24 protein-coding genes, 1 tRNA gene and 2 pseudogenes are annotated in these 24,726 nt (G+C 39.5%); 9 read left to right on the top strand and 18 right to left on the bottom strand.

The features are described from left to right. Window positions 1–20 precede the first annotated feature (20 nt). The 3 genes from fdxA (at window position 21) to BJN41_RS00305 (ending at window position 2,034) form a co-directional block, all read left to right on the top strand. Window positions 21–344, top strand: coding sequence for a ferredoxin FdxA (gene fdxA / locus BJN41_RS00295; protein ID WP_070152070.1), 324 nt, complete (start codon window positions 21–23; stop codon window positions 342–344). Window positions 345–486: 142 nt separating this feature from the next. Next, window positions 487–1,206, top strand: a complete 720-nt coding sequence (locus BJN41_RS00300) for a D-Ala-D-Ala carboxypeptidase family metallohydrolase (RefSeq protein ID WP_070152072.1) — start codon at window positions 487–489, stop codon at window positions 1,204–1,206. A 162-nt stretch (window positions 1,207–1,368) separates the two neighbouring features. After that, the gene (locus tag BJN41_RS00305) at window positions 1,369–2,034 is read left to right on the top strand and encodes an O-methyltransferase (RefSeq protein WP_070152074.1); all 666 of its coding nucleotides are present in this window, start codon (window positions 1,369–1,371) and stop codon (window positions 2,032–2,034) included. Window positions 2,035–2,209: 175 nt separating this feature from the next. On the opposite strand, the gene BJN41_RS00310 is transcribed toward BJN41_RS00305, so the two are convergent. The 12 genes from BJN41_RS00310 to BJN41_RS00365 all read right to left on the bottom strand — a co-directional run bounded on the left by BJN41_RS00310 (window position 2,210) and on the right by BJN41_RS00365 (window position 15,338). Continuing rightward, a complete protein-coding gene (locus BJN41_RS00310; RefSeq protein WP_070152077.1) occupies window positions 2,210–3,052 on the bottom strand; it encodes a universal stress protein in 843 nt (280 codons plus the stop codon). A gap of 126 nt (window positions 3,053–3,178) precedes the next feature. Further along, window positions 3,179–3,805, bottom strand: a complete 627-nt coding sequence (locus BJN41_RS00315) for an acyltransferase (RefSeq protein WP_070152080.1) — start codon at window positions 3,803–3,805, stop codon at window positions 3,179–3,181. Continuing rightward, a complete protein-coding gene (locus BJN41_RS00320) occupies window positions 3,798–4,397 on the bottom strand; it encodes an IMPACT family protein (RefSeq protein ID WP_070152083.1) in 600 nt (199 codons plus the stop codon). The genes BJN41_RS00315 and BJN41_RS00320 overlap by 8 nt, the downstream gene beginning before the upstream one ends. A gap of 222 nt (window positions 4,398–4,619) precedes the next feature. Beyond that, window positions 4,620–5,378, bottom strand: a complete 759-nt coding sequence (gene lptB, locus BJN41_RS00325) for an LPS export ABC transporter ATP-binding protein (RefSeq protein ID WP_171257405.1) — start codon at window positions 5,376–5,378, stop codon at window positions 4,620–4,622. A gap of 8 nt (window positions 5,379–5,386) precedes the next feature. After that, the gene (gene lptA, locus BJN41_RS00330) at window positions 5,387–5,953 is read right to left on the bottom strand and encodes a lipopolysaccharide transport periplasmic protein LptA (protein ID WP_070152089.1); all 567 of its coding nucleotides are present in this window, start codon (window positions 5,951–5,953) and stop codon (window positions 5,387–5,389) included. Further along, window positions 5,943–6,485 carry an LPS export ABC transporter periplasmic protein LptC gene (gene lptC / locus BJN41_RS00335; RefSeq protein ID WP_070152092.1) on the bottom strand — a complete coding sequence of 181 codons (543 nt, stop codon included), beginning with the start codon at window positions 6,483–6,485 and terminating at the stop codon, window positions 5,943–5,945. The genes lptA and lptC overlap by 11 nt, the downstream gene beginning before the upstream one ends. 40 nt (window positions 6,486–6,525) lie before the next feature. Then, window positions 6,526–7,065, bottom strand: coding sequence for a KdsC family phosphatase (locus BJN41_RS00340; protein ID WP_019838015.1), 540 nt, complete (start codon window positions 7,063–7,065; stop codon window positions 6,526–6,528). A 3-nt stretch (window positions 7,066–7,068) separates the two neighbouring features. After that, window positions 7,069–8,046, bottom strand: a complete 978-nt coding sequence (locus BJN41_RS00345; protein WP_004973067.1) for a KpsF/GutQ family sugar-phosphate isomerase — start codon at window positions 8,044–8,046, stop codon at window positions 7,069–7,071. 418 nt (window positions 8,047–8,464) lie between these two features. Further along, a tRNA-Gly gene (locus BJN41_RS00350) sits at window positions 8,465–8,540 on the bottom strand. 65 nt (window positions 8,541–8,605) lie between these two features. After that, window positions 8,606–10,027, bottom strand: coding sequence for a cysteine--tRNA ligase (cysS, locus tag BJN41_RS00355; RefSeq protein WP_070152095.1), 1,422 nt, complete (start codon window positions 10,025–10,027; stop codon window positions 8,606–8,608). 208 nt (window positions 10,028–10,235) lie between these two features. Then, a complete protein-coding gene (locus tag BJN41_RS00360) occupies window positions 10,236–11,348 on the bottom strand; it encodes a beta-ketoacyl-ACP synthase III (protein WP_070152098.1) in 1,113 nt (370 codons plus the stop codon). Window positions 11,349–11,378: 30 nt separating this feature from the next. Beyond that, entirely contained in the window at window positions 11,379–15,338 is a 3,960-nt protein-coding gene (locus BJN41_RS00365) for a DUF3418 domain-containing protein (protein WP_070152101.1), read from the bottom strand. A 376-nt stretch (window positions 15,339–15,714) separates the two neighbouring features. Between BJN41_RS00365 and ahpC the strand changes: the two genes are divergently transcribed. Together ahpC and BJN41_RS00375 are read left to right on the top strand one after the other, a co-directional pair. Continuing rightward, window positions 15,715–16,278, top strand: coding sequence for an alkyl hydroperoxide reductase subunit C (gene ahpC, locus BJN41_RS00370; protein WP_070152104.1), 564 nt, complete (start codon window positions 15,715–15,717; stop codon window positions 16,276–16,278). 295 nt (window positions 16,279–16,573) lie between these two features. Next, window positions 16,574–16,780: a hypothetical protein gene (locus tag BJN41_RS00375; RefSeq protein ID WP_004973053.1), complete on the top strand. Its 207-nt coding sequence runs from the start codon at window positions 16,574–16,576 to the stop codon at window positions 16,778–16,780. A 96-nt stretch (window positions 16,781–16,876) separates the two neighbouring features. Here the strand turns inward: BJN41_RS00375 and BJN41_RS00380 are convergent. Next, window positions 16,877–17,092 (bottom strand): annotated as a pseudogene (locus BJN41_RS00380) (DUF1653 domain-containing protein); the annotation flags it as partial. A 143-nt stretch (window positions 17,093–17,235) separates the two neighbouring features. Here BJN41_RS00380 and BJN41_RS15745 point away from each other — a divergent pair. Both BJN41_RS15745 and BJN41_RS00385 read left to right on the top strand, forming a co-directional pair. After that, window positions 17,236–17,586: pseudogene (locus tag BJN41_RS15745) on the top strand (transposase); the annotation flags it as partial. A gap of 248 nt (window positions 17,587–17,834) precedes the next feature. Continuing rightward, window positions 17,835–18,179 carry a hypothetical protein gene (locus BJN41_RS00385; protein WP_070152107.1) on the top strand — a complete coding sequence of 115 codons (345 nt, stop codon included), beginning with the start codon at window positions 17,835–17,837 and terminating at the stop codon, window positions 18,177–18,179. Between the two features lie 89 nt (window positions 18,180–18,268). Here BJN41_RS00385 and BJN41_RS00390 read toward each other — a convergent pair whose 3' ends face one another. Beyond that, entirely contained in the window at window positions 18,269–18,784 is a 516-nt protein-coding gene (locus BJN41_RS00390; protein WP_070152672.1) for a hypothetical protein, read from the bottom strand. Window positions 18,785–18,943: 159 nt separating this feature from the next. On the opposite strand from BJN41_RS00390, the gene BJN41_RS00395 reads away from it, so the two are divergent. After that, entirely contained in the window at window positions 18,944–19,990 is a 1,047-nt protein-coding gene (locus BJN41_RS00395) for an NAD(P)H-dependent flavin oxidoreductase (protein ID WP_070152110.1), read from the top strand. A gap of 84 nt (window positions 19,991–20,074) precedes the next feature. Here the strand turns inward: BJN41_RS00395 and dusB are convergent, their stop codons facing one another. Beyond that, window positions 20,075–21,121: a tRNA dihydrouridine synthase DusB gene (gene dusB / locus BJN41_RS00400; protein ID WP_070152113.1), complete on the bottom strand. Its 1,047-nt coding sequence runs from the start codon at window positions 21,119–21,121 to the stop codon at window positions 20,075–20,077. A gap of 420 nt (window positions 21,122–21,541) precedes the next feature. Between dusB and BJN41_RS00405 the strand changes: the two genes are divergently transcribed. Next, window positions 21,542–23,158: a tyrosine-type recombinase/integrase gene (locus BJN41_RS00405; RefSeq protein WP_070152116.1), complete on the top strand. Its 1,617-nt coding sequence runs from the start codon at window positions 21,542–21,544 to the stop codon at window positions 23,156–23,158. A 4-nt stretch (window positions 23,159–23,162) separates the two neighbouring features. Here BJN41_RS00405 and BJN41_RS00410 read toward each other — a convergent pair whose 3' ends face one another. From BJN41_RS00410 to BJN41_RS00420, 3 genes are read right to left on the bottom strand one after another with little or no spacing between them, the layout of a single operon-like run. Continuing rightward, on the bottom strand, window positions 23,163–23,672 hold the full coding sequence (locus BJN41_RS00410; RefSeq protein WP_010112783.1) for a hypothetical protein: 510 nt from the start codon (window positions 23,670–23,672) through the stop codon (window positions 23,163–23,165). Continuing rightward, entirely contained in the window at window positions 23,673–24,299 is a 627-nt protein-coding gene (locus BJN41_RS00415) for a lysozyme (protein WP_070152119.1), read from the bottom strand. Continuing rightward, window positions 24,296–24,676 carry a hypothetical protein gene (locus BJN41_RS00420; RefSeq protein WP_070152122.1) on the bottom strand — a complete coding sequence of 127 codons (381 nt, stop codon included), beginning with the start codon at window positions 24,674–24,676 and terminating at the stop codon, window positions 24,296–24,298. The genes BJN41_RS00415 and BJN41_RS00420 overlap by 4 nt, the downstream gene beginning before the upstream one ends. Between the last annotated feature and the right edge of the window lie 50 nt (window positions 24,677–24,726).

A 24,726-nucleotide genomic window follows, 5' to 3' on the forward strand; every position in this document is an offset into this window, starting at 1 on the left:
ATTGTTAGGTAGCTGTCGCCATGACATTTGTTGTCACTGAAAACTGTATTAAATGTAAATATCAAGACTGCGTTGAAGTTTGTCCTGTAGACTGCTTCTACGAGGGTCCGAACTTCCTTGTGATTAATCCAGACGAATGTATCGACTGTGCATTATGTGAACCCGAGTGTCCTGCCAACGCTATTTTCTCTGAAGATGAGTTACCCGAAGGTCAGGAAATATTTATCGAACTAAATGCCGAACTTTCACAGACTTGGCCAAACATTACACAAATTGGTGATCAACCTGCTGACCGCGAAGAATGGAATGGCAAACCAGACAAATTACAATACTTAGAAAAGTAAATTGATCTTGTTGTGAAAAAGATCAGCCCTGTGCTGATCTTTTTTTATACCTAAAACACACATTTGATTGCAATATTCTCAAATTTTTACCCGCATTTTCGATTAGAATACGGACACTTTAAATAAATATCTGATTTGCCTAATGAAGAAATTTTTCAAGGCGCTGTTTTCGTTCAGCATTGTTCCCATGATTTTGGTGGCTTGTAGCTCAACCCCAAACAGAACAACAACGATTACCACGCCCGATGGAAAACGAATTTTCATTCCTCAAGAAAAAATCACCTACGAGCGTCAGGCAGCACCTAAAATTGTGCCTTATTCGTATAATGCATGGGTGGCAGTGAGTGACAATTTACGCCAAGTTCGTGAATATGAACGCTTCTTGGAACATAATGGTGTTGGCAATATTATTCCAAGTTTTGAATTAATGCGTACCGCACGTGACTGGCAACGCTGTGGACGATCGCAGTTTATGATTCCAAGTCGTGAATTGTGGCAAAATCAGGTGCCTACCCTGCGTGTATTTAAATATTTAGTCGCCTCTAAAGTTTTAACGGACTTTGAAGTTACTTCTGTCTATCGAGATTTACCACTGAATCAATGTGCAGGTGGAGCAAATTCTTCACGTCACTTATTTAACTCAGCCATTGATTTTAGAATTGGGCCAGAATTCCCGAATGCCGAAGACTTTGCCTACATTGAAAGCACCAAATACAGATTATGTCAGTTTTGGCACCAACATGGTCAAAGTTTAAACATGGGCTTAGGTCTATACGCTTCAGGACAAATTCATATTGATACACAGGGTTATCGAACTTGGGGACCGGATTTAAGCCGTCATTCATCTATGTGTAATTTCTAACTTGCTCTCATTAAAATGAATTCTTAAAGAGGTCAAATTGACCTCTTTTTTTATTGCGAAATAAATTATCTACACTTTATTGCCTTGCCCCATTCCGTGAATAAATTGCACTCTGAGCAGAAAAGTTTACAATGCAGACATCGCAACAAAGGTGAGCACGCTATGCAACAAATGTGGACGGATATCGATCACTATATCGAATCACATTTAATTCCCGAAGACCCAATTTTAACGCAAACTTTAGAGAATACCGATGCCAAAGGTTTTCCAGATCACCTTGCAGTTGCGGCAAATCAGGGCATGTTGCTACAAATGCTCATTCAAATGAATCAATGCAAACGTGTGTTGGAATTAGGCACATTCGCAGCTTATAGCACAATGTGGCTGGCACGCGCACTGCCTGAAGATGGTTATATACTCACGATTGAAGGACGTGATACCCATGCCGCTTTGGGACAGGAAAATATTGACCGCGCGCAATTAAAACAAAAGGTTGAATTAAAAGTTGGTCGTGCTGCAGATATTCTAAAAGCCCTACCAGAAGATACTGAAGCTTTTGATTTTATTTTTATTGATGCCGACAAACAAAGCTATCCTGAATATTTGGAGCTTAGTCTTAAACTTTCGCGCTCTGGCACAATTATCTTTTTAGACAATGTCATTCGAGCAGGTGAAATTTTAAATCCCGACAATCACAAACCAAGCATTGAAGGGATTCGAGATATGTTCAAAGCCATGCAAAATCATCCACGAATTTTATCGTGTACAGCACTACAAACCGTAGGCAGTAAAGGACATGATGGCTTTGCTCTAGCGATTGTAAAGTAAAGTCCACACAAGGTTAAAAAACAACCTGACGCAATTTTACTTTATTTATTATAATTTTACATATACTGTCCATACAGTTATCCACAAATTATGCGGATAACCATAGACAGTCAGCTAGCCTTTATAAGTTCATCTAAACTATCTATAAAATGATATTTTGACATATTTAGGATTATTACTTTGCCACCAATAAAGGAACAGTTGAATTACGGAAAATATTAGTGGTAATGCTTCCTAAGAAAAATTGATGAATTTTACTGTGGCTAAATGCCCCCAGTACAATCAACTGGATACCATGTTCACGTTGATAATCTAAAATATTTTCAGCTACATCACCATAACGATATTCAACCACCACATCTAAACCCGCTGCTGTTAAAAAATCTGCAGGTTCATTTAAAAGTTCAGGATGATCGCCCACATAAAGCAAATGACATTGCAGTAATTTAAGCAAATCACTTTGTGCAATTCGCTTCATCATTTTGATACAAGTTGGGGAATATTCATAAGCAAAAATAAAGCGGGTTGGTGCTTTAAAATGCTCTCCCACAGTCATCACGGTACAATTTGCACCACGAATAAAGTTTTCAACATTACTCCCTAAAGCCTTGTTCCGTTCAGCAGATTTTTCGCCCACGCGTCCAATCACCACAATATCGTCTTCATTTAACACACTGAAGCTTTGTTCTAGAAAATCGCCTTTTTCTTGAATTTGAGTAGGTACAATTTCATATTTTTCCTGAATCATATTGGAAATGTGCTGTAATAAATTGTTGCTATAGTCGAGTGCTAATTCACTTTGTTTTTGTTCCAACTCGGCTAATTCTTTGAGTAACATCGCATTACTTTCAAAGCCAATTACACCACTAATTTCCCCTAAATGATAACTAGCGGGGTAATAATCTAAAACTTGTAATAACACCAATTCACGTTGAGTTTGTGTTGCAATCCACGCAGCAGCTTCAGCAAGCGCATTAATACAAGGCGAAGAATCAATACAAGCTATTACACGTTTCATTGTTGCCTCTCTTACTGCCTTTTGCAGGCTATTTTTTAGTTGTTATTTTTAACTTAACACAACTCGTGTTGCAGTGACATGAAAAAATGTAATGAAGTTTAAAGATTTAGCCTTGCTGGATCGTACTTATTCACGATAACGAATCAKTTTGGCAGGATTTCCCGCCACAATTTCCCGCTCCTGAACATCTTTAGTGACCATGCTATTCATCCCAACGACTGCGTGCGCCGCAATCTTCACCCCATCTTTAACACCAACATGCGCACCTAACCAAACATCCTTTCCAATTTCAATKCCTTGGGAACGCACTGCTTGCTGATAAATCGGCTGATCTAAAGCCATGCCATGATCAAACGCATATAAATGACAATAAGCTGCGATACGCACCTGATCATGGAGTTTAATTCCAACTCTGCCACCATCTAAAATACAATGATGATTAATCGCGACTTCATTTCCAATTTCCAAAGGGCCATGCAAAGTGCAATCGGCGGCAATAAAGGTATTATCGCCAATCCTGATTTGACGTCCTGGCTCTGCAAAAATATGTGCCAAAGGGGAAATAAAACAGTTTTTGCCAATCTTCACCGTTTCCATTGCCGTTAAATAAGCTTGATATTCCTGCTGCCAAGCTTCTGCCCATGCACGATGTTTAGGTTTTAATGACCAATATAACCACGGCATGTAGTTTAAACGGTGTTTATGCTGCTCACGGTATTTCAGCAATGGGTCAGGTGAATTTACTTCAGTCATCTTGATCATCCTCAAGGATTTTGAGTTTTTCACGCCCTCGGCTAATATCTTGTAATTTTAATGTTAAAGGTTCTATTTGATGGACTTGCATAAATGCCTTTACTAACACGCCTTCGGCGGTGTAGTCTTCGCTGTACTCAATCTGCTGACTATTCAGCTCGTATTGTAAAATTGCCCACTCATTAAAATGACAGGCAAATTGTACGGTTTTTTTCTGAATCAGTTCTATTTTTTCTGCCAGAGCCAAGCATTGCCCTGCACATCCCCCATAGGCACGTACCAGACCGCCTGTACCTAGTTTAATACCGCCATACCAGCGATTTACTAAGACCAAAACATTGGTCAACTCATTGCCTTCAATTGTGGCTAAAATAGGACGTCCTGCCGTACCTGACGGTTCGCCATCGTCATTAAAACGTAATTGATGCCCAATTTTCCATGCCCAACATTGATGTGTGGTAGATGGATCACGCTGTTGTTCCAAAAACGTTTTTACCGCTTGCTCATTATCTACAGGCACGGCAATTGCCTGAAATCGACTTTTTTTAATTTCTTCTTCAAAAATGATGGGCGAAGCAATGGTAAATAGCATAACACTCCAATCAATCAACCAGTTCAATGAAAACTTGATAATTATAACGTGTTGAGCGTGAGAACGTATTTAGAGTTATAGCGTATTTAGACTGATAACTACTATGAAAAAACCTTCTATACCTTTGAGGATAGAAGGTTAAATAAATATTTACACAACTTTCTGTTCTGCAACTTTTACCACAAGCTTGTACAAACCAATCACGATCAGAACATTCAAGCTTTAAACAAAAAAGTCTTCTCCCAAATAGACTTCACGTACAATTTCATTTTCAAGAATTTCTTGCGGTGTACCTTCGGCAATGACCGAACCTTCACTAACAATATAAGCACGTTCACAAATGGCTAAAGTTTCACGGACATTATGGTCGGTAATTAATACGCCAATATTACGATCTTTTAAGGTGCGAATGATATCTTTAATATCACCGACAGAAATTGGATCAACCCCTGCAAAAGGCTCATCTAACAACATAAATTTAGGGTCAGCTGCTAAAGCACGGGCAATTTCTGCGCGACGGCGTTCACCACCCGACACACTCATCCCTAATGAATCTTTAATATGCGTAATTTTAAAATCTGCTAGCAATTCTGCCAACCGCTGCTGACGTTGCTGTTTATTTAAATCTTTGCGTGTTTCTAAAATAGCCATGATATTTTCAGAGATGGTCAACTTTCTGAAAATAGAGGCTTCTTGTGGTAAATAGCCAATCCCCTTACGCGCACGTTCATGCATGGCAAGGTCTGATAAATCCAATTGATCTAAATGGATTTCCCCTTTATCCATGCGCACCAAGCCTACAACCATGTAAAAACTGGTAGTTTTACCCGCACCATTCGGCCCAAGTAATCCGACAATTTCACCACTTTTCATTTGAAACGAAACGTCTTTTACCACCCAGCGTTTATTGTAGTTTTTGGCTAAATGCTTAATACATAGCGTTTGCGGATCACGCTGTATGCTGTCCTGTGTTGCGCTCATTTGATCCATTAATTACGCGCTCCTGGAAATGATTTTGAGCTTGAGGGTGGAATGACAATTTTTACACGCCCCGCATCCGAACCTGTTTTATTTGGTGTACCAATTGCTTCAACATCACCTTTGTTCATGCTATAGCGCAATGTATTACCACGAATACTAGCACCATCTTGTTCTAAAAGTGCACCACCCGATAAGGTAATAATGCCTGTTTCTGCATTGTAAACAATCTTTTGTGCTTGGCCTTTTGCTACACCTTTAGCAGGATCGGTTTTTTGCTGAAATTGTGCAGGTCTACCCGTTGCCGTAATGACACTAATTTCTTTTTTACTGTTCAGATTAGCAACAATCGAATCTGCCTGAAGTTTCATGGTGCCCTGCTCAATCACCACATTGCCTGTATACGTCGTGACGCCAGTACGTTCACTAAAGGTCGCACGGTCTGCCAATAAAGTAATAGGCTGACTGCGGTCTGACGGAATTGCCCATGCACCTGCCGATGAAAGCACGGCCAAGCCCACAAGTGCTGCTTGTTTTATCAACGCTTTAGGAGCTGTAAGCTTAGATTTATGGTTCATACTTTCCTCGAATATTAAAAAATTCGTATTGCCCGTCATTTAAATTGGCTTTTAAACCCTGACTGATAAAATCAGCCTGTGGAGATTGAACAGTCACTTGTTTGTCGGTACTAATTTCACGTGTTTTAGGAAACACATTTAACTCGACTGTTTCAAGCGTCAGCTTGCCTTGAGCGAGTAACTTGGTTGCCAGCACTTGATCTGACAACATAACCTTTTCATTGTCATTAAAACCTTGAGCCTGTTTGGCGAAAAAAGTGGCGTCCACCGCACCCGCTTTATACATAGATGCATTTAAGTTTTCCAGCTTAGAGGTTTTTTGTTGCATGTCTTGCTCTAAACGATCAATTTGTGCACGCACATATAAATTTCCCTGCTCATCTGTTTGGGTGAGATGAATTTGCTCTGCCGTATAAGTCATAGAGCGGGCAGCGTCAGTTTCCAGTTTCTTGCCTTTACCGCTGTAATAGTAATAACCACCACTTACAGCTGCAATTGCAATCGCAGTAACATATAAAACTTTAGTATCCATAAGTGGGGCTGTAACTCAAACCTTTGAATGTATGACTTAATTAATGAGGGATGCTGAGATATTTTTCAAGTAAGCTTTGGTACACACCTTTGGCGGTTAAAATCATATCGCAGATTTCACGTACCGCACCGCGCCCACCCATGGCCTGAGTGACTAAATCGGCACGACGACGCACTTCAATATGTCCATTTGGCACTGTGACTTTCATACCTGCAATCGAAAATGCAGAAAGATCAGGCCAGTCATCACCCATATAGAGACAGTCTGCTGGTGATAAACCCAACTTGTCGCAGGCTTCCTGCAATGCAGTGCCTTTATCTTCACGTCCTTGGTAGACCAAATCTACACCTAAATCAGACATGCGTTTTTCTACAATATGACTTTTACGCCCTGTGATGATAATGACTTTAACGCCTGCTTGTTGTACCAGTTTCATGCCTAAACCATCTCGAATATCGAATGATTTAATTTCATCCCCGCTGTTGGTTAAGGTCACAAAACCATCACTTAGAATTCCATCGACATCTAAAACCAAAGCTTCAATATGACGTGCTTGCTCTAATAAAATATAAGATGCCATTGTTTAGTTTACCCCTGCTTGAATCAAGTCATGCATACTGATCACACCAATGACTTTATTAGCATCATCCACCACTACAAATTGATTGATTTTACGGTCTCGTAATTGTTCTAAGGCTTCAACTGCACGTGCTTCTTGTGAAATCGTTGCAGGATGTTGCGTCATCACTTGCCCAACTTGTAAATTCACATCAAAGCCCTGTTGCTTATCAATTAAACGACGTAAGTCACCATCGGTGAAAATGCCCAACAAGACATCATTTTCATCGACAATTGTGGTTAAACCTAGACGCTTGTTTGAAATTTCGTATAACACTTTATTCATGGGTGTATCTGGTGCAACTTTAGGTAATTCTGTACCTGTATGCATTAAATGTTTCACATGCAATAACAAACGCTTACCTAAAGCTCCCGCAGGATGTGAGCGAGCAAAATCATCGGCAGTAAAACCGCGTGCATCGAGTAACGCCACCGCGAGTGCATCGCCTAGTGCTAAGGTTGCTGTAGTGCTTGAGGTGGGTGCTAAGCCAAGTGGACAAGCTTCCTGAATATTGCCCAATGTCAAAGCGACATCGGCATTTTGTGGCATTGGACCACGATCATCACCGCTAATGGTGATCAGTGGAACTTCTAGATGTTTGATGAGTGGCATCAACATCATAATTTCATCACTTTTGCCTGAATTGGAGATAGCAATTAAAACATCACCGCGTACCAACATCCCCAAGTCCCCATGCCCTGCTTCACCCGGATGCATAAAGAAAGATGGCGTACCTGTAGAGGCAAAAGTCGCAGCCATTTTACGACCAATATGACCTGATTTTCCCATACCTGTGACCACAACACGCCCTTTACAATGCAACATAATTTCGCAGGCACGGCTAAAACGCTGATCAATTTGCGTGGCCAAGACTTGTAATGCTTGTTCTTCTATTCTTAAAGTGTCTAAGGCAACAGATTGGAAATCAATGGTATTTGACATGTTAGGCATTCAACGTCCAACTTAAATTGAGTGTTTTCTATACCTCAATAAGGCGATTTATTGAAGTACATTTAATTTTCGCAATTTTAGCATATCTATGCAATTCTACACTTTGATTCTGCGTGTGTTTTTTGTTTTAGCTTATTCGGGATAATTCTTAAATTCTTGTTCAATTGTATGCTGTTTTATCTGAATGGCTTTTTGACGCTTGTTTCAAGCGAAAACCAACCAAGTTTTAAGCTTAGGTGATTTATTTTTATTCATTCAAAGGTGTAGATAGAGTCACTTCACAAGTATATTTCGATACGAACACTCCAAAATTTATAGATCAAACCCATTTATAAAGCTGGCTGCAAGTTAGCTATAACTAACAGCCATAAAAAAACGCTTATCTTTTGATAAGCGTTTTTAAAAATTTTGGAGCGGGAAACGAGACTCGAACTCGCGACCCCAACCTTGGCAAGGTTGTGCTCTACCAACTGAGCTATTCCCGCAATATTGAAGTGAATTATAGAGAATTTCATACAACTGTCAACTCTCTATGCCTCCAAACGCTCAATTAATCAGCACGACGCCACACCGTACCTTGACGAGTATCTTCCAAGACTACACCTTGATCGAGCAAAGATTGACGAATTTCATCGGCACGGGCGAAGTCTTTGGCTTTTTTCGCATCCTGACGTTGCTGAATGAGGTCTGCAATGGCTTGTTCAGATAGACCCAAAGCGTCCTGACCAATATCAGACTTCAAGAATTCATCGACATCATGCTGTACCAAACCTAAAATATTGGTCAAATGACGCAAGGTCGAGTAATACACTGCTGCCTGATCTGCATTCTGCTCTTTTACCGCACGGTTTAGTTCTTTATTGACTTCAAACAGCACTGCAATTGCTTCGGCGGTATTAAAGTCATCACGCATTGCAGTATTAAAACGCTCAACCAATGCCTCATCTAACTGCTCAACCGTTAGCGTACCATACGCTTGTTGATAAGCCTTAAATGAGTGATAGAAACGTGATAAAGCAGTTTTAGCTTCTTTGAGTGCCACATCTGAGAAGTTTACAGGGCTACGATAATGCGATGACACAATAAAGTAACGAATCACTTCAGGATGGAACTTTTCCATCACATCACGAATGGTGAAGAAGTTACCCAATGACTTTGACATTTTTTCGCCATCGACATTAATAAAGCCAACGTGCATCCAATAATTTACATATTGTTCACCTGTCGATGCTTCAGACTGAGCAATTTCATTTTCATGGTGTGGGAACATCAAGTCTGAACCACCACCATGAATATCAAAATGATTGCCCAAGCAGCAAGTAGACATGGCAGAGCATTCAATGTGCCAACCTGGACGTCCATTGCCCCACGGCGAAGCCCACGATGGTTCATTTTCTTTGGCATGTTTCCACAAAACAAAGTCAAATGGATGCTTTTTATCGACTTCAACATCAACCCGTTCAGACGCGCCTGCCTGCATATCTTCTAGCTTGCGACCTGAAAGACGGCCATATTTGTCAAATTTTTCAACCTGAAAATAAACATCGCCATTACTTGCAGGATAGGCCGTGCCTTTATTGACCAAATTACCAATCATATTTTGCATTTGATCAATATATTCAGTAGCACGTGGTGCAGCATCAGGTTCAACGCAACCTAAGCTTGCCGCATCTTCATTCATGGCTTGAATAAAACGATCTGTTAAAGCTTGAATACTCTCGCCATTTTCATTGGCGCGTTTAATAATTTTGTCGTCAATGTCAGTAATATTGCGTACATATTTCACATTCCAACCTTGACTGCGTAAAAAGCGAATGATGTAGTCAAATGCAACCATAACCCGCGCATGTCCTATATGACAGTAATCATAAACCGTCATACCACAGACATACATGTCGATATGTCCTTCTTTACGCGGAACAAATTCAACTTTTTTTCGTTGCTCTGAGTTGTATAGAACAAATGGTTGCATAGGTTTTCAAAATAGGTCTATTAAAAGATGCTTCATCTTAACCTAAGCATTATTTTTCATAAAGTTTTTCGATGTTTTTATTATTCATGAGTCTGTGTGAAGAGAATATGCAGATGATCCATTCCTTCATCCAAGCCTTCTCCCGAAGGAGAAGGAACTTTTAATACCTTTACTTAGGTGTTTGCTGATCTTATGCGATTTGCAAAACTTATGCAGCATCACGTTTTTGGACCAAAATCGCGCCCACTGAATAACCTGCGCCAAATGAACACAAGACACCATATTCACCATTCTCGACTTCATGTGCAGTACGGTGTAAGGCAATAATTACCCCTGCCGATGAGGTATTGGCGAACTCATCTAAAATAATAGGCACCAAACCAGGTTGTGCTGCTTCTTTGCCGACCACCAATTTCAAAATCAGTTCGTTCATACTGGCATTGGCTTGGTGCAACCAGAAACGCTTCACCTCGGTTGGCGCAATTTGATTCTTTTCCAGTTGCGCAGTGATCATTTTAGCGACTAACGGGCAAACCTCTTTAAATACTTTACGACCATCTTGATGGAAGCGTTTATCGTCAATATCTGCATTTTCACTTAGGTTTAAGAAACCGAAGTTATTGCGAATATTGTTAGAGAACTGGGTAAACAGGTTCATATCTAAAATTTCAAAACCTGCTTTGGTATCTGTCTCTTCTAAAATTGAAGCGGTTGCAACATCACCAAAAATAAAGTGGCAGTCACGTGAGCGGTAATCGTTATGCCCTGATGTAATTTCGACATTTACCAATAACACACGACGTGCGCCTGCTTTAATCACATCATGCGCTTGCTTAATACCAAAAGTCGCAGCAGAACATGCTACGTTCATGTCATAGGCATAACCCTGAATACCGAGCGCAGTTTGAATTTCAATCGCCACTGCAGGATAAGCACGCTGCAAGTTTGAGCAAGATAAAATGACCACATCAATATCTTCTGCAGACACACCTGCATTTTGCATGGCTTGTTTTGCAGCAATTACGCCCCATTCCGCTTGTAGCGAAATTTCGTCATCGCCACGTTCACGTAAATTTGGACGTAAACGGTTAATATCCAGAATACCTGTTTTTTCTGACACATAACGACGTTTTACCCCAGAGGCTTTTTCAATAAAATCAGCACTAGAGCCACGACGTTCTTCAAGCTCACCTGCCGCAATTTTGTCAGCATTGAGCTGATTATACTGTTCCACATAAGCATTTAAACTTTCGACCAATTCTTCATTGGTAATAACATCTTCTGGATGATAAAGACCAGTACCTGTAATGCGAATGCCCATGTAAAACTCCTTCTAGAAATTACTTATATCTTAACTGATTCCAAGCTGTTCCCATACTTTTTGCAGCCGAGTTGCAGAAATTGGCATTTTGGTTTTCATGGGTTGAGAGAAGAGCGAAATGCGTAATTCTTCTACCATAAAGTACAATTCCTTGAGTCGGGCATCTTGTTTGTATTTAAACAATTTGTCCATCCAAGGGTCAATTTGGGCGATAGCAGCATTGTCTCTTTGCAAGTTGTTGGGTAAGCGGTCTAAACGTAATAACAACGCTTTCAAATAGCGCGGATATTCGCTCCACACCTCTACAGGCTTGCTATACACAAAGTCTGCCAGATGCATTAAGTCCAGCTGATCTTCTATATCATCCATATTTTTAGCAAAAACTGCTTCATCAAGCATAAGAAGCTGACGGCGGATGTCTTGCCATGCAATATAAATTTCATTAAAGATACGCAGCGTGGCTTGACCATGACTGAGGAAAGTCTTTTTTACCTCAAGCTGCAACTTTTGAAACTCTTCCAAGTTGACTGGTAAGTCACAAATAATGCTTTGCAAGGTTGCATAAATCAACATTTGCTCAAGTTGAGCTTTATCACCCAAAGGCGAATACGCCAAAGCCAATGGTTTATCAATTTGTTTTTTCAATTGGCGTGATAAATCAACCAATTGCACATACAGCAAGCGAATCACCCCTTCACGGTGCTGACGAATCGCCTCGCTCTGATCATTAAAGGTTTGAATCACCACACCCGATTCATCTTTTTGTGAAAGTTCTGCAAACGCTTTACTTGGTACCAACGCCTGATATTGCTTAACCACTACGCCCGTGACTTTTTGCGAGGCTTCAAATACAAATCGTTCAGGGAAGGTTTGGAATTCGCCGTGTAACTGTTTTACTGGACTATGCGTTTCGGTACGGCAACGCGCTTTTAATTCAGATAAATCACKACCTTGTTCAATCACCCGCCCTTTTTCATCTAGCACTTTAATGAACGGCAATAAATACGCATCTACCCGCTCAAAGCTAAAGTCTTTTTCGCTGATGTGCTCAGCACGTAATTGAAATGCCAAAAAGCTAAAAATATGCTCACGTAAATTTACCGCATCAACACGTTGTCGCAATTTTCGGGCTGTGTCTGGAATAGGCACCAAATGACGGCGCTTATCTTTAGGCAAAGTTTTGAGCAAGGCTTCAATTAAATTTTCACGCCAGCCTGGAATGCCCCACGACCAGATATTTTCATCAACCTGTGCCAACGCTTGCACTGGAATTTTAACGGTTGCACCATCTTCATCATGGCTTGGGTCAAAACGGTAACTGACCGCCAAGCGCAGCTCACCATTACGCAAATAGTCAGGAAATTGCTGCGTGGTCGGACGATTATTTAGCCAAAGCGCATCATCTTCCACAAATAAATAACGTGGATTTTGCGGCTCTACTGTCGCACGCCAATCTTCAAAGGCACGGCGGCTTGCCACTTCTGCTGGTACTTTGGCCGCATAAAATTGATAAATGGTTTCTTCATCGACCACCAAATCACGCCGACGTAATTTATCTTCAACCCGTTCAACTTCTTCTAGTTTGAGCAGGTTATGTTTTAAAAATGGAGGCGCAATACCCAAGTTGCCTGTGGTTAACGCATCGCGCAAGAAAATTTCATGTGCGGCTTGCTGATCGACCTTTTCGTAATTTACAGGACGTTTCGGCTCGATAATCAAACCAAACAGCGAAATCTGATCATAGGCATTCACCACACCTGCTTTTTTAGACCAATGTGGTTCAAAATAATGATGCTTCAGCAAATCACGTGCGGCCAATAAAATCCATTCAGGTTCAATTTTTGCTAAGGTGCGCAGATACACTTGCGACGTTTCTACCATCTCAAATGCCATAACCCACGGGGTATTGGTTTTATGCAAAGTCGATGCAGGGAAAATACGCGCTTTTTGTTGGCGCACCGCCATAAAGACATTGCGCTCATCGGTTTTATTGGCAATAAAAGAGAGCAAACCTGTTAATAACGCCCGATGCAGATTTTCATAACTGGCTTTTTTTTCGTTAAAAGACAATTTTAAGCCACGCGCCAAATCCACCAATTGTTCATGAGTTTTCTTCCATTCACGTAAACGTAGCCAACTTAAAAAATGCTGGCGGGCAAAAGTACGACGTTTGTTTTCACTCATACCGTCACTGTTTTCGTGTAGAGTTTCCCATAACTTTAAATAAAATAAAAAGTCGGAATCTGCTTCACGGAACAAAGCATGTTTTTGATCGGCTTGCATTTGTTTGTCTGCCGGACGTTCGCGCGGGTCTTGTACGGCTAATGCCGCTACAATAATCAAGACTTCATTTAATACCCCAAAATGCGCACCGCCTAAAATCATGCGTGCCAGTCGTGGATCAATCGGCATTTTTGCCATTTGCTGACCAATTTTGGTTAAACTACTGCCTTGAAGCTCGTCTTTATTAGAAGTGGATTTAGCGGAAATATTCGGGTTTGAATCTCCCTCTTGCGTAGCAGAGCTATTCATTCTTTCTAAAAGAGGAGCTTTGCCCTTATCGATCATCGCACCCAGTTCAATCAACAGCTTACGACCATCATTGACCAAACGATGATCTGGCGGCTCAATAAAGTCAAAATCTTCGAGCGAGCCCAAGCCCAAACTTTGCATTTGTAAAATGACCGATGCCAAGTTGGTGCGTTTGATTTCAGGTTCAGTAAACTTTGGGCGACTTAAAAAATCTTCTTCGGAATATAGTCGAATACAGACGCCTGGTGCAATACGACCACAACGTCCTTTACGCTGATTCGCTGCTGCTTGAGAAACTGCTTCAATTGGTAAACGCTGCACCCGTGAGCGGTAGTTATAACGTGAAATACGTGCAAAACCGCTATCAATCACATAGCGAATATTGGGTACAGTAAGTGCTGTTTCAGCAACGTTAGTGGCAATAATAATGCGACGTCCACCACCTGAAGGATTAAAGATTTTTTGTTGTTCCGCCAAAGCCAAACGCGCATATAACGGCAAAATTTCAGTATGACGTGGTCCGTGCTTATGTAAGGTTTCTTGCAGTTCCCGGATTTCCTGTTCGGTACTAGCAAAAATGAGAATATCGGCATGTTCGGGATGACCTTTTTCCTGTGCATCAGCGAAACATTCTTCTACCGCTTGCACCACTGCGCGTGGCAAGTTTTCTTCAAAGTCATCAAATTCATCATCATCACTCCCGCCAATGCTTAATTCTGAAATTGGACGATAACGCACTTCGACAGGATAGCTGCGACCTTCAACCTCAAAAATAGGGGCACCATTAAAGTAATTGCTGAAACGCTGCACATCTAAAGTTGCAGAGGTGATGATGACTTTTAGATCAGGGCGACGCGGCAAGAGTTGCTTTAAATACCCCATAATGAAGTCAATATTTAAAGAACGCTCATGAGCTTCATCTATAATAATGGTGTCGTATTTATTTAAATAACGGTCATTGGCAAGCTCTGCTAACAAAATACCATCGGTCATTAAACGAACGATTGAATCTTGCGAACCCTGTTCATTAAAGCGAACTTTAAAGCTGATGGACTCTCCCAACTTTTCGCCAACTTCTTCAGCAATACGCTGGGATACACTACGCGCAGCAAGACGTCGTGGCTGAGTATGACCAATTAACCCCGTTAAACCACGGCCTGCCAACATGGCAATTTGGGGTAACTGTGTGGTTTTTCCTGAACCTGTTTCACCTGCTACAATAATGACCTGATGTTGCTGAATTGCAGCAATCAACTGCTCGGCAGATTGAGTGACGGGTAAATCTTGATTTAACTTAATATTAGGAATGCGCTGCGCACGCTCCAACACTTTTAAATTGGATTTTTCGAATAATTCCTGGTATTGCTTAGGATTAGCAGCTTTGCCTTTTCGTAGTCGATTTAAACGATGACGATCACGCGCCAAAACGAGGTGGTCTACATTTAAATGACTCTGCACAGAATACGCTTCCTAACCAAAACACAAAAGCGTATTTTACGCTTTAATGCCATAGAGAGAAAGAACAGCGATTTAAAATGCGTATTTAAAAAATTGACAATGCCCCCTTGAATTTCAAAATATCACCCCCATATTGATGGATGTTCACGAATTGCTGAGCTGTGCTTTATTGATACCTGAAAAAATAGGTTGTCATGCAATGATCATCATTTTGAGGCCTAATTAAGGCTCAGTAATACTGTGATGAAAGCGGTACACTTTTTACATTCTCATTTGTTTTTCCGATGCTAGTGATGTAAAAATACCATTTCAGCAATAAAACAAAATTAGATATTCTATTGCCAACGAAATACAAACCTTAATCATGGAGACAATGATGAGCTTAATTAATACTGAAGTTAAACCATTTAAAGCAAATGCATACCACAACGGTCAATTCATTGAAGTAACTGAAGCTGACCTTAAAGGCAAATGGTCTGTAGTATTCTTCTACCCTGCGGACTTCACTTTCGTTTGCCCAACCGAGCTTGGTGACCTTGCAGACAACTACGCAGAATTCCAAAAATTAGGCGTTGAAATCTATGCAGTTTCGACTGACACTCATTTCACGCACAAAGCTTGGCACGATTCTTCAGAAGAAATCAAAAAAATCCAATATGTAATGGTTGGCGACCCAACTTGGACGCTTTCTAAAAACTTTGAAGTATTAATTGAAGCTGATGGTCTTGCTGACCGTGGTACTTTCGTTATTGATCCAGAAGGTAAAATCCAAATCATCGAAATTAATGCTGGTGGTATCGGCCGTGATGCTCAAGAACTTCTTCGTAAAGTTAAAGCAGCTCAGTACGTTCACACTCACCCAGGTGAAGTATGCCCAGCTAAATGGAAAGAAGGTGATGCAACTTTAGCACCATCTATCGATTTAGTAGGTAAAATCTAAGTTTTAGATTAAACCACTCAAAAAACCACGCATTCCATGCGTGGTTTTTTTATGCATTCACAATAAAAGCAACGTTCATGAATCGGTCACTCTCCTTTGATATCGCTGAAGATAAAAATAGCTTCTGCAACAAGCTTCTATTTATCTTTTGTATTTCTGTTCAAAAAACACGCATAAAAATCCAATAAATCTTAGATTTACAATTCTGTAATACTTTTTTTTAATTACTTCACTTATGTTCAAAATAAGCAGAATTATTCTGTGAAAAATAATATAAAAAATAAAGGAGTTGCTTATGGGTAAAACACTTGCCGTGACATCCTGGACATACAGTGCATCTTCACGTTATTTAAAAATATTTTACGAAAATGGCTCTGGGGATTTATTCCATCCTGTACCACAATTTATTTATGACAACTTATTAAGACGCAGTGATAAAGCAGCTTTTGTGAGTAAATATTTAGCATACGATTTAAGCTTTAACCGTATTTCCATTCAATAATTGATCTTATTCAACTTTGAGCATCCACATTGAACGATCCAATCTAAAAATAGATTGGATTATTTTAAATAGGTAAATGGCTTCAAATATTTWTTGCACTTCCCGAATCAATTTAAAGCGTTCCTGTTCACGGTCGTCATCCAAAGTAATATGCTCTTTGAACATATCAAGTGGTCTGACCCAAATAGAATAATCGCCATATAAGCATTGATAAACCACCAATTTCTCTTGAGTTTCACTGTGTGTTGCCACATGCAGTACTTGATACAACTGCCCTTTATAATGTTGATAAATCCCTTTTTTAAGCATCAAATTCTCCACATTGCATTTAAAAGTTAAATTAAAATCTATTTGCCATCATAAAGTTAATATTTAACGTGATACATCTTACTAAAAATTAGTTTTGTTGCACAAACCCATCTCTAAGAAGCTTATTCCTCAGTATATTTTTTTGAATGAATAATCCTCCACCTAAAATTTACCCTACAACCCATGGGTATTCATATAACCTAGCTCTCATTCATTGGGGAGGGAATATTATCATTTGGTTCATCCCGCTAGGAAATAATATGCTTCAGAAAAAGGTAAACAAGGACGAAATCACACCTATTCCGATGCAGCCATCCAATACTGCTTAAATGAATAAATCCTTATTCCTTCTGTCTTTACCTATGGTCATTGGCTTTGTAAAAGGTCTTATTAAATTTTGCGGATTAAGTTGGACAAGGCCAGATTACACCACGCTTTGTAGAAGAAAAAAGCATCTTGATATTAAGATCAGCGACCAAAACACTAGCAATGTGCTTTGTTGATCCACATTTTTCAAGAAACTGGTTTTGAAGGTTTTTTTAAATTTTAATAAAAAAATATAATAAAATCTTCATATTAGGTTTGTGTTCAAAAAAGTCAAATCTCGCTATAAGTACTCAAAATGCAATGATTGCTTAATAAATCCATTACATTATTTGAACAATTTTTAGCATCCAATTGATTTTTTTTTGGTTATATTCGCATTATCCCATCTTAAGTGGATGCAAATAAAGGACACATGATAATGAATAAACTACTTATTGCTTTAGGTCTTGCTGCTACTGTAGCACTTGTAGGTTGTGCAAAAGAAAAAGCACCAGAAACAGGGGCAACTACAGGTGAACACTTAGAAAACGCTGCAGCTCAAGCTGCACATGATGCTGAAGATGCAACTCATGAAGCTGCTGCTGCTACAGCAACAGCTGTTGATAATGCAGCGCAAGCAACTGAAAACGCCGCACACAATGTTGCAACTGCGACAGAAAATGCAGCTGATGCGACTGTACAAGCCACTAAAGATGCAACTGCTGCTACTGCAGGTGCAGTTGAACAAGGTGCTGCAAACGTGAAAGAAAAAGCACAACAATAATTTAGTTGTGTAAAACAAAAACTCCTGAGAATGTCTCAGGAGTTTTTTATTAAACACGATTCAAACAATACACCCAAATCCTACCGAAATTACAATGCAGCTTTTAAATTACAACCATAACCCATGGTCTGTTGTACTTGGCGGTAACTAGTATAACGATTCAAAATAAAATCATAATAAGATTCGGCATTGGCAAAATTTGCAACCAAATTTTCCTGCTCTGCACGCGCTAATTTTACATCTTTAAGTAAATCTAGATTGTAATGTCCTAAGCGATATAACTCAGAAAAATAACCATTCATCATATCGCAATAGGCAATTTTAGTCGGCTTTAAGGCGGTACTGGCGACCAAATGTTGATTCAAAGTTTGTAAATTATTCACATCTAAAGGGAATTGATGCGCAAATGCGATACTTTCCACTTGTTTAAATTGTTTGAAGTCTTGCGCCAATTTGGCATTTAAAGCATCTATACGTTGCTGCAATGCTGCTGCATCCTGCACCTGATATTGCTTTGGATCAATATTTTCTTGAGTTTCCTGTGGATTGCTACACGCAATTAATCCACACACTACAAGCAAACTACTATAAACGAAAGACTTCATTAATTTACTCATCAATTCATACATTCAGCTTATTATGCCTGAAAGCATCTGCAAATTTTATGATATTGCTCATCTTAATATTTCATAAGGAAATGACGTATATGATTTGCCAATTTATCTAGAATTGGGCAAAGTAGATAAAAACATGGAGTAAATAATATGGCCTTATTAGAACAACTGAATATAAAGCATCCTATTTTTCTTGCTCCAATGGCTGGTGTTTCTACTCCCGAACTTGCAGCCAAGGTTTCTAATCAAGGTGGTTTGGGCTCACTTGGTTTAGGTGCAAACACGGTCGATGCTGCACGTGAGCAAATTTTACGCACTCAAGAATTGACCGATTTTCCATTTCAAACCAATTTCTTCTGCCATGAAACAAGCCCGTTAGATGAAGTCGTTGCACAAGCATGGATTGCATATTTTGAGCCAATCTTTGAACGCTATGGCGCAACCGCACCAAGGCAACTGAATTGTATTTATCCAAGTTTTAAAGATCATGATGGATATTTAAATCTTGTACTAGAAACTAAACCGCAAGCGGTCAGTTTTCACTTCGGGATTCCACATGCACATCAAATTCAGGCTTTAAAAGATGCAGGGATCATTACCATGGTTTCAGCAACTAACTTAGCCGAAGCCCRGGCGATTGAAGCAGCTGGAATTGATATTATTATTGCGCAAGGCATCGAAGCAGGTGGGCACAGAGGTATTTTTAACCAAGCTTTTGATAGCGCAATTAAAACCAGCGATTTAGTACAACTGATTCGTAAGCATTGTACCTCGCCAGTAGTTGCAGCCGGTGGCATTATGAATGGTGAGCAAGCACAGTCAATGCTGAACTTGGGCGCCTCTGCAGTACAAATGGGTACAGCTTTTGTACAATGTAAAAGCTCGAACGCCAATCCAGCTTATCGACAAGCTTTATTTCAACAAAACATTACTCAAATGACCGACAGTATTTCTGGACGTCCTGCCCGTGGTTTAATTAATCATTGGCATACACAGATAGATACGCCAGATCGTTTAACTGTGCCCACCTATCCGTATACCTATGATCTTGCAAAACAGTTGCATGCAGCAGCCGTAACACAAGGTGAACAAGGTTATGCTCCGTTTTGGGCTGGTAGTAATGTGAGTCAGATTCGTGAACTAGAAGCAGCAGATTTAATTAATCAGTTGGTTTTGGAAATGATTCACGCACGCTAAGTTTACGTACAGAAAACTCAACTGTGTATCACAGTTGAGTTTTTATTTAGTTCCAAACAAGCTAAAGCATATATTTGTATGCGATTACTTTGTGTCTAACAAGTTCACGGTTTCAACCTGCACATCACTCATGATTTCACCATGCGCAAGTAACTGATTAAAGTAATCTTCTACTACTTTATATTGTTCTGACGTAGTTTCTACTTGATACATATTTTGACGAAATTCATTACTGGAATGTAAACCTTTGGTGTACCACGCAATATGTTTACGTGAAATACGACAACCTGAATATTCACCATAGAACTCATACAGTTCAGCTAAATGTCCGAGTAATACTTTTTGAACTTCTGCAATGCTCGGCGATGCTAACTTCTCACCCGTTGCTAAATAATGTGCTATTTCCCGAAAAATCCACGGACGTCCCTGTGCTGCACGTCCAATCATAATGGCATCAGCACCTGTGTAATCTAGTACATATTTGGCTTTTTCAGGGCTATCTATATCACCATTCGCAATGACTGGAATCTGCAACATACTTTTCACGTCTTTAATCAGTGAGTAACGTGCATGATTTAAATACATATCTTCACGGGTACGACCATGCAAAGCCAAAGCGGCAATACCTGCTTGTTCTGCACGCTTTGCCACACGTAAGATATTTTCCTGACCATTTAAAAAACCCAAACGGGTTTTAAGGGTTACAGGTACATCAACCGCAGCAACGACAGTATCTAAAATACGTGCCACCAAATCTTCATCTTGCAACAAGGCAGACCCCGCCAATTTATTACAGACTTTTTTGGCAGGACAGCCCATATTGATATCAACAATTTGCGCCCCGTTGGCCACCTGATAGCGTGCTGCTTCCGCCAAATCATGCGGATCTGAACCAGCAATTTGTGCAGAAATTGGCGCAAGCTCCCCATCAAAATTGGCACGATACAAACTCTTTTTACTCATGCGCAAAGTTTTGTCAGACGTCATCATTTCACTGACCGCATGCCCAGCACCAAAGTATTTGCACAATGAGCGAAATGGCCGATCAGTAACGCCTGCCATCGGCGCGACAAAAATAGGGGAATGCTTTGATTTATCAAAAAATTCTGCAATTACGTTGTTTTTACTCAATTTTCACTTTCCCATATTCTCAAAGGTTTTACATCATTTTCAATCATTCTTAACTATTCTTTACGCCTTATTTGCGCCATAATCACCCTTGTGGCGTAAATCCAACTTTATGGCGTAAATATGGGAACAATTGCGGAACGAACTACAGCAGATGGTAAAACTCGATACAGAGCTCAAATACGAATAACTCGTAAAGGCTTACCACCATTTATTAAAACAAGANCCTGCCATCGGCGCGACAAAAATAGGGGAATGCTTTGATTTATCAAAAAATTCTGCAATTACGTTGTTTTTACTCAATTTTCACTTTCCCATATTCTCAAAGGTTTTACATCATTTTCAATCATTCTTAACTATTCTTTACGCCTTATTTGCGCCATAATCACCCTTGTGGCGTAAATCCAACTTTATGGCGTAAATATGGGAACAATTGCGGAACGAACTACAGCAGATGGTAAAACTCGATACAGAGCTCAAATACGAATAACTCGTAAAGGCTTACCACCATTTATTAAAACAAGAACTTTTGCAAAAGAGTCATTAGCCAAAGAATGGATTAAACGACTTGAAGCGGAGATTCTGGTTAATCCTGCTATTCTAAATCCAGAAGCTAAGGTTGTGTCAAAAACTTTAGAACAATTCATCACTCAATATTTAGATGAAATTAGTGACGAATTTGCTGATACCAAAACTGCAGCACTAAAAAATATCTGTAATTATGATATTGCCCATAAAGATGCTTATACCCTTTCACGACAAGATTTCTCATCATTTGCCATTGAACGACGAAAAGGCAATCCAATTGAAATGATAGATGGAGTTGCCCCAGCAACTGCATTAAAAGATTTATCCCATATTTCATCGGTTCTTAACCATGCTGAACTTGTATGGGGTGAAGATGTTGCACATGCAAAAAATGAATTGTCACATTCGCTGATCGGTCTAAAAAAAGCTCGTATTGTTACTAAATCAAAGGAACGTGATCGTTTAATCACATCAGAAGAACTTCATATTCTGACCAATCACTTTTATAAAGGCTGGAAACGAGTTCGCAATGCCATTCCTATGCACCTGGTCATGTGGCTTGCGATCTATACAGGTCGTCGTGAAGGTGAACTATGTGAAATGCGTTTAGCTGATTTTGACAAAAAAAATAGTCAATGGAAAATCAGAGACGTTAAAAATCCAGATGGATCCAAAGGAAATCATAAGTTTGCCCATTTAGAGCCTAATGCCCTCCTCATTATTGAAGAATTACTTGAACCTTCTACTCGAAAAAGAATGCTGGAGCTGGGTTATAGTGATGAGCTTTTATTACCTGTCAATGTACAGACAGTCAGTGATTATTTTCGTAGAGCATGTCGTTTAAATGGAATTGAAGATTTAAGGTTCCATGATTTACGCCATGAAGCTGCAACACGCTATGCAGAGGATGGCTTTACGATACCGCAACTTCAAACAATTACATTGCATTCATCATGGAATAGTCTTAAACGGTATGTAAACCTAAGAAAACGTGGAGAACGTTTAGATTATCAGACAGCTATTCAATTTGCCCGACAACAATATGACGATAATTATTCTAAATTTGCTTTAAAACAAAGGTATGTATCAGCTGCTGATATTGCGGATGCAGAGGAAGCTTATTCTCAAGTTCAAACACCTGACGTTATAAATACTGAATTTTCTTTTATCAAAGAACAGTTGGAAAGATTTATGAAATCATTCCGCCCGACTAAAAGTGTTAAAGATATGTATAAAGAAAAATCCAATATACAAAACATATTTGCATGGAATGATGTGCAACAGTCTTTTGTAGTCCCATACATACAAAATGCTTGGGAAAATTGGTTTAATGATAATGGGGCTATTGATTGGAAACAGCTTCCAGATGATACAACTCACTTTAGCATCAAAGGGTTAGACGTATTAAAAATTGAAAATGAACGTGTGTATAAATGGGAAAAAGAAATAGAAAAATGGTTCGATATTACTAAATATTTTGATGCCGATATTTCAAACCTTATCAAGAAATAAACCCTCAATTGAGGGTTTTATTTAGTTCTGGCCAACTATCGTATAACCTCATTGCGTCCAGTGAATGTCCATCAGCTTTTTCTGCCAAGCTTCGATATTCTGCTGTGCAACTTTCGAGTAATTCTGAGTTGGCAATGGTGTAGTTAATGATGGTTTGCTTGGGAGCACTGGACAAACGTTTGTTGGCTTCACTGAGTTGCTTTGACAACCCACTAGCAGCCAAGTCAGCACTACGAGCGGCAGCATTCGCATCTTGTATTTTTTTAATCGCATTTTGTTCTACCTCTATAATTTTAGCTGACCATGTTTGCATAATGGCGGCTTTTTCCTCTTGAGCCTGATCAATTGCATCTTGATAAGGCTTAATAGCATCAGCTACTGCTTTAGTTTTAACTTTTTCAGCATTTGCCAATTTTCCAGCAAGAGAATTGGCATAAAAAACATATCCAAAGATAAATATCATCAAGCCTAAAATAATGTATTTGTAAAATTTACCTAACACAGCATCAATCATTTAAGCCACCTTTAGGAATAATGATTTTTCTTTTGCTCGACGATTGACTAAGCCTTGAATACGCTTTCCATTATCAAACACCCAACGATCAAATTGACTTGCAGCCGAGGTCAAACTGTTTTGATTAATAAGAGTAAGCATTGTGCTTTTTACAAATGCGGTTTCGCCTATGTTGTAGACAAAAGAAGCCAATGCATCAAATTGGTTTTGATTAAGATTGACTTTGACATTTTTATCAAGACAAGCATCAACCCATACACAATCGTTTTTAAGCCATTGTTCAGCTTCATTTCTCGTGCAAGTATCACCTTTTTTAACTGATGTACCATTTGGATATTTAATGGTACCAAAGCCAATAGTCCAAACACCTCCTGTATCTAAATAAGCTGTTGAACGAAAACCCTCAGCATCTCTAATAATTGCATAACCATTCTCAGAAATATCTCGCTGTCCATTTACTAAAGGTGTAGGTATTTCAAAGCCAATAAGTTTTGCAAAAACATTTAAGCCATTTTTCTCAATAATCTGATCACCAGCTACAACCTGAGATTGACTTAATTTGCCACCAGACATAGCACGAAGCCATGAATATACCTGAGCAACTTGTTGTGATTGATCTACGCTCATTGTTTGTCACCTTTACCATTACTAAGTATTGAAATAAAGGCAGCTTTGACCTCACTAATAACTTCAGATAAGGGCTTACCCTGCATCAGTGCAATGGACTGATAAAGAATGCCAATCCCTAATAATCCAAAAACTGCAAACATAAGCATCACAAAGCCTTGAGCCATGTGAGAATATTTTGATAATTCGTAATATTCAATAAATGCTGAACCGCCATAAAGGCTGACTGAAACGCTGAATAAAAACTTGCCTATAACACCCAAAGAAATTTGAATTTTTCCGTTTTTATCAATATCACCACTTAATACCAGGGCAAGAATAGCCCCCACTACGGCAGGCACAACTTTGATGATCCATGGAATTGTGTTTTCTTGCATAACTTGCCCCGAAATAAAACTCTACGAAATGAAGTAGAGTTTTATTTAAA

It is taken from the genome of Acinetobacter towneri (assembly GCF_001758345.1).
GTDB classification, from domain to species: domain Bacteria; phylum Pseudomonadota; class Gammaproteobacteria; order Pseudomonadales; family Moraxellaceae; genus Acinetobacter; species Acinetobacter towneri_A.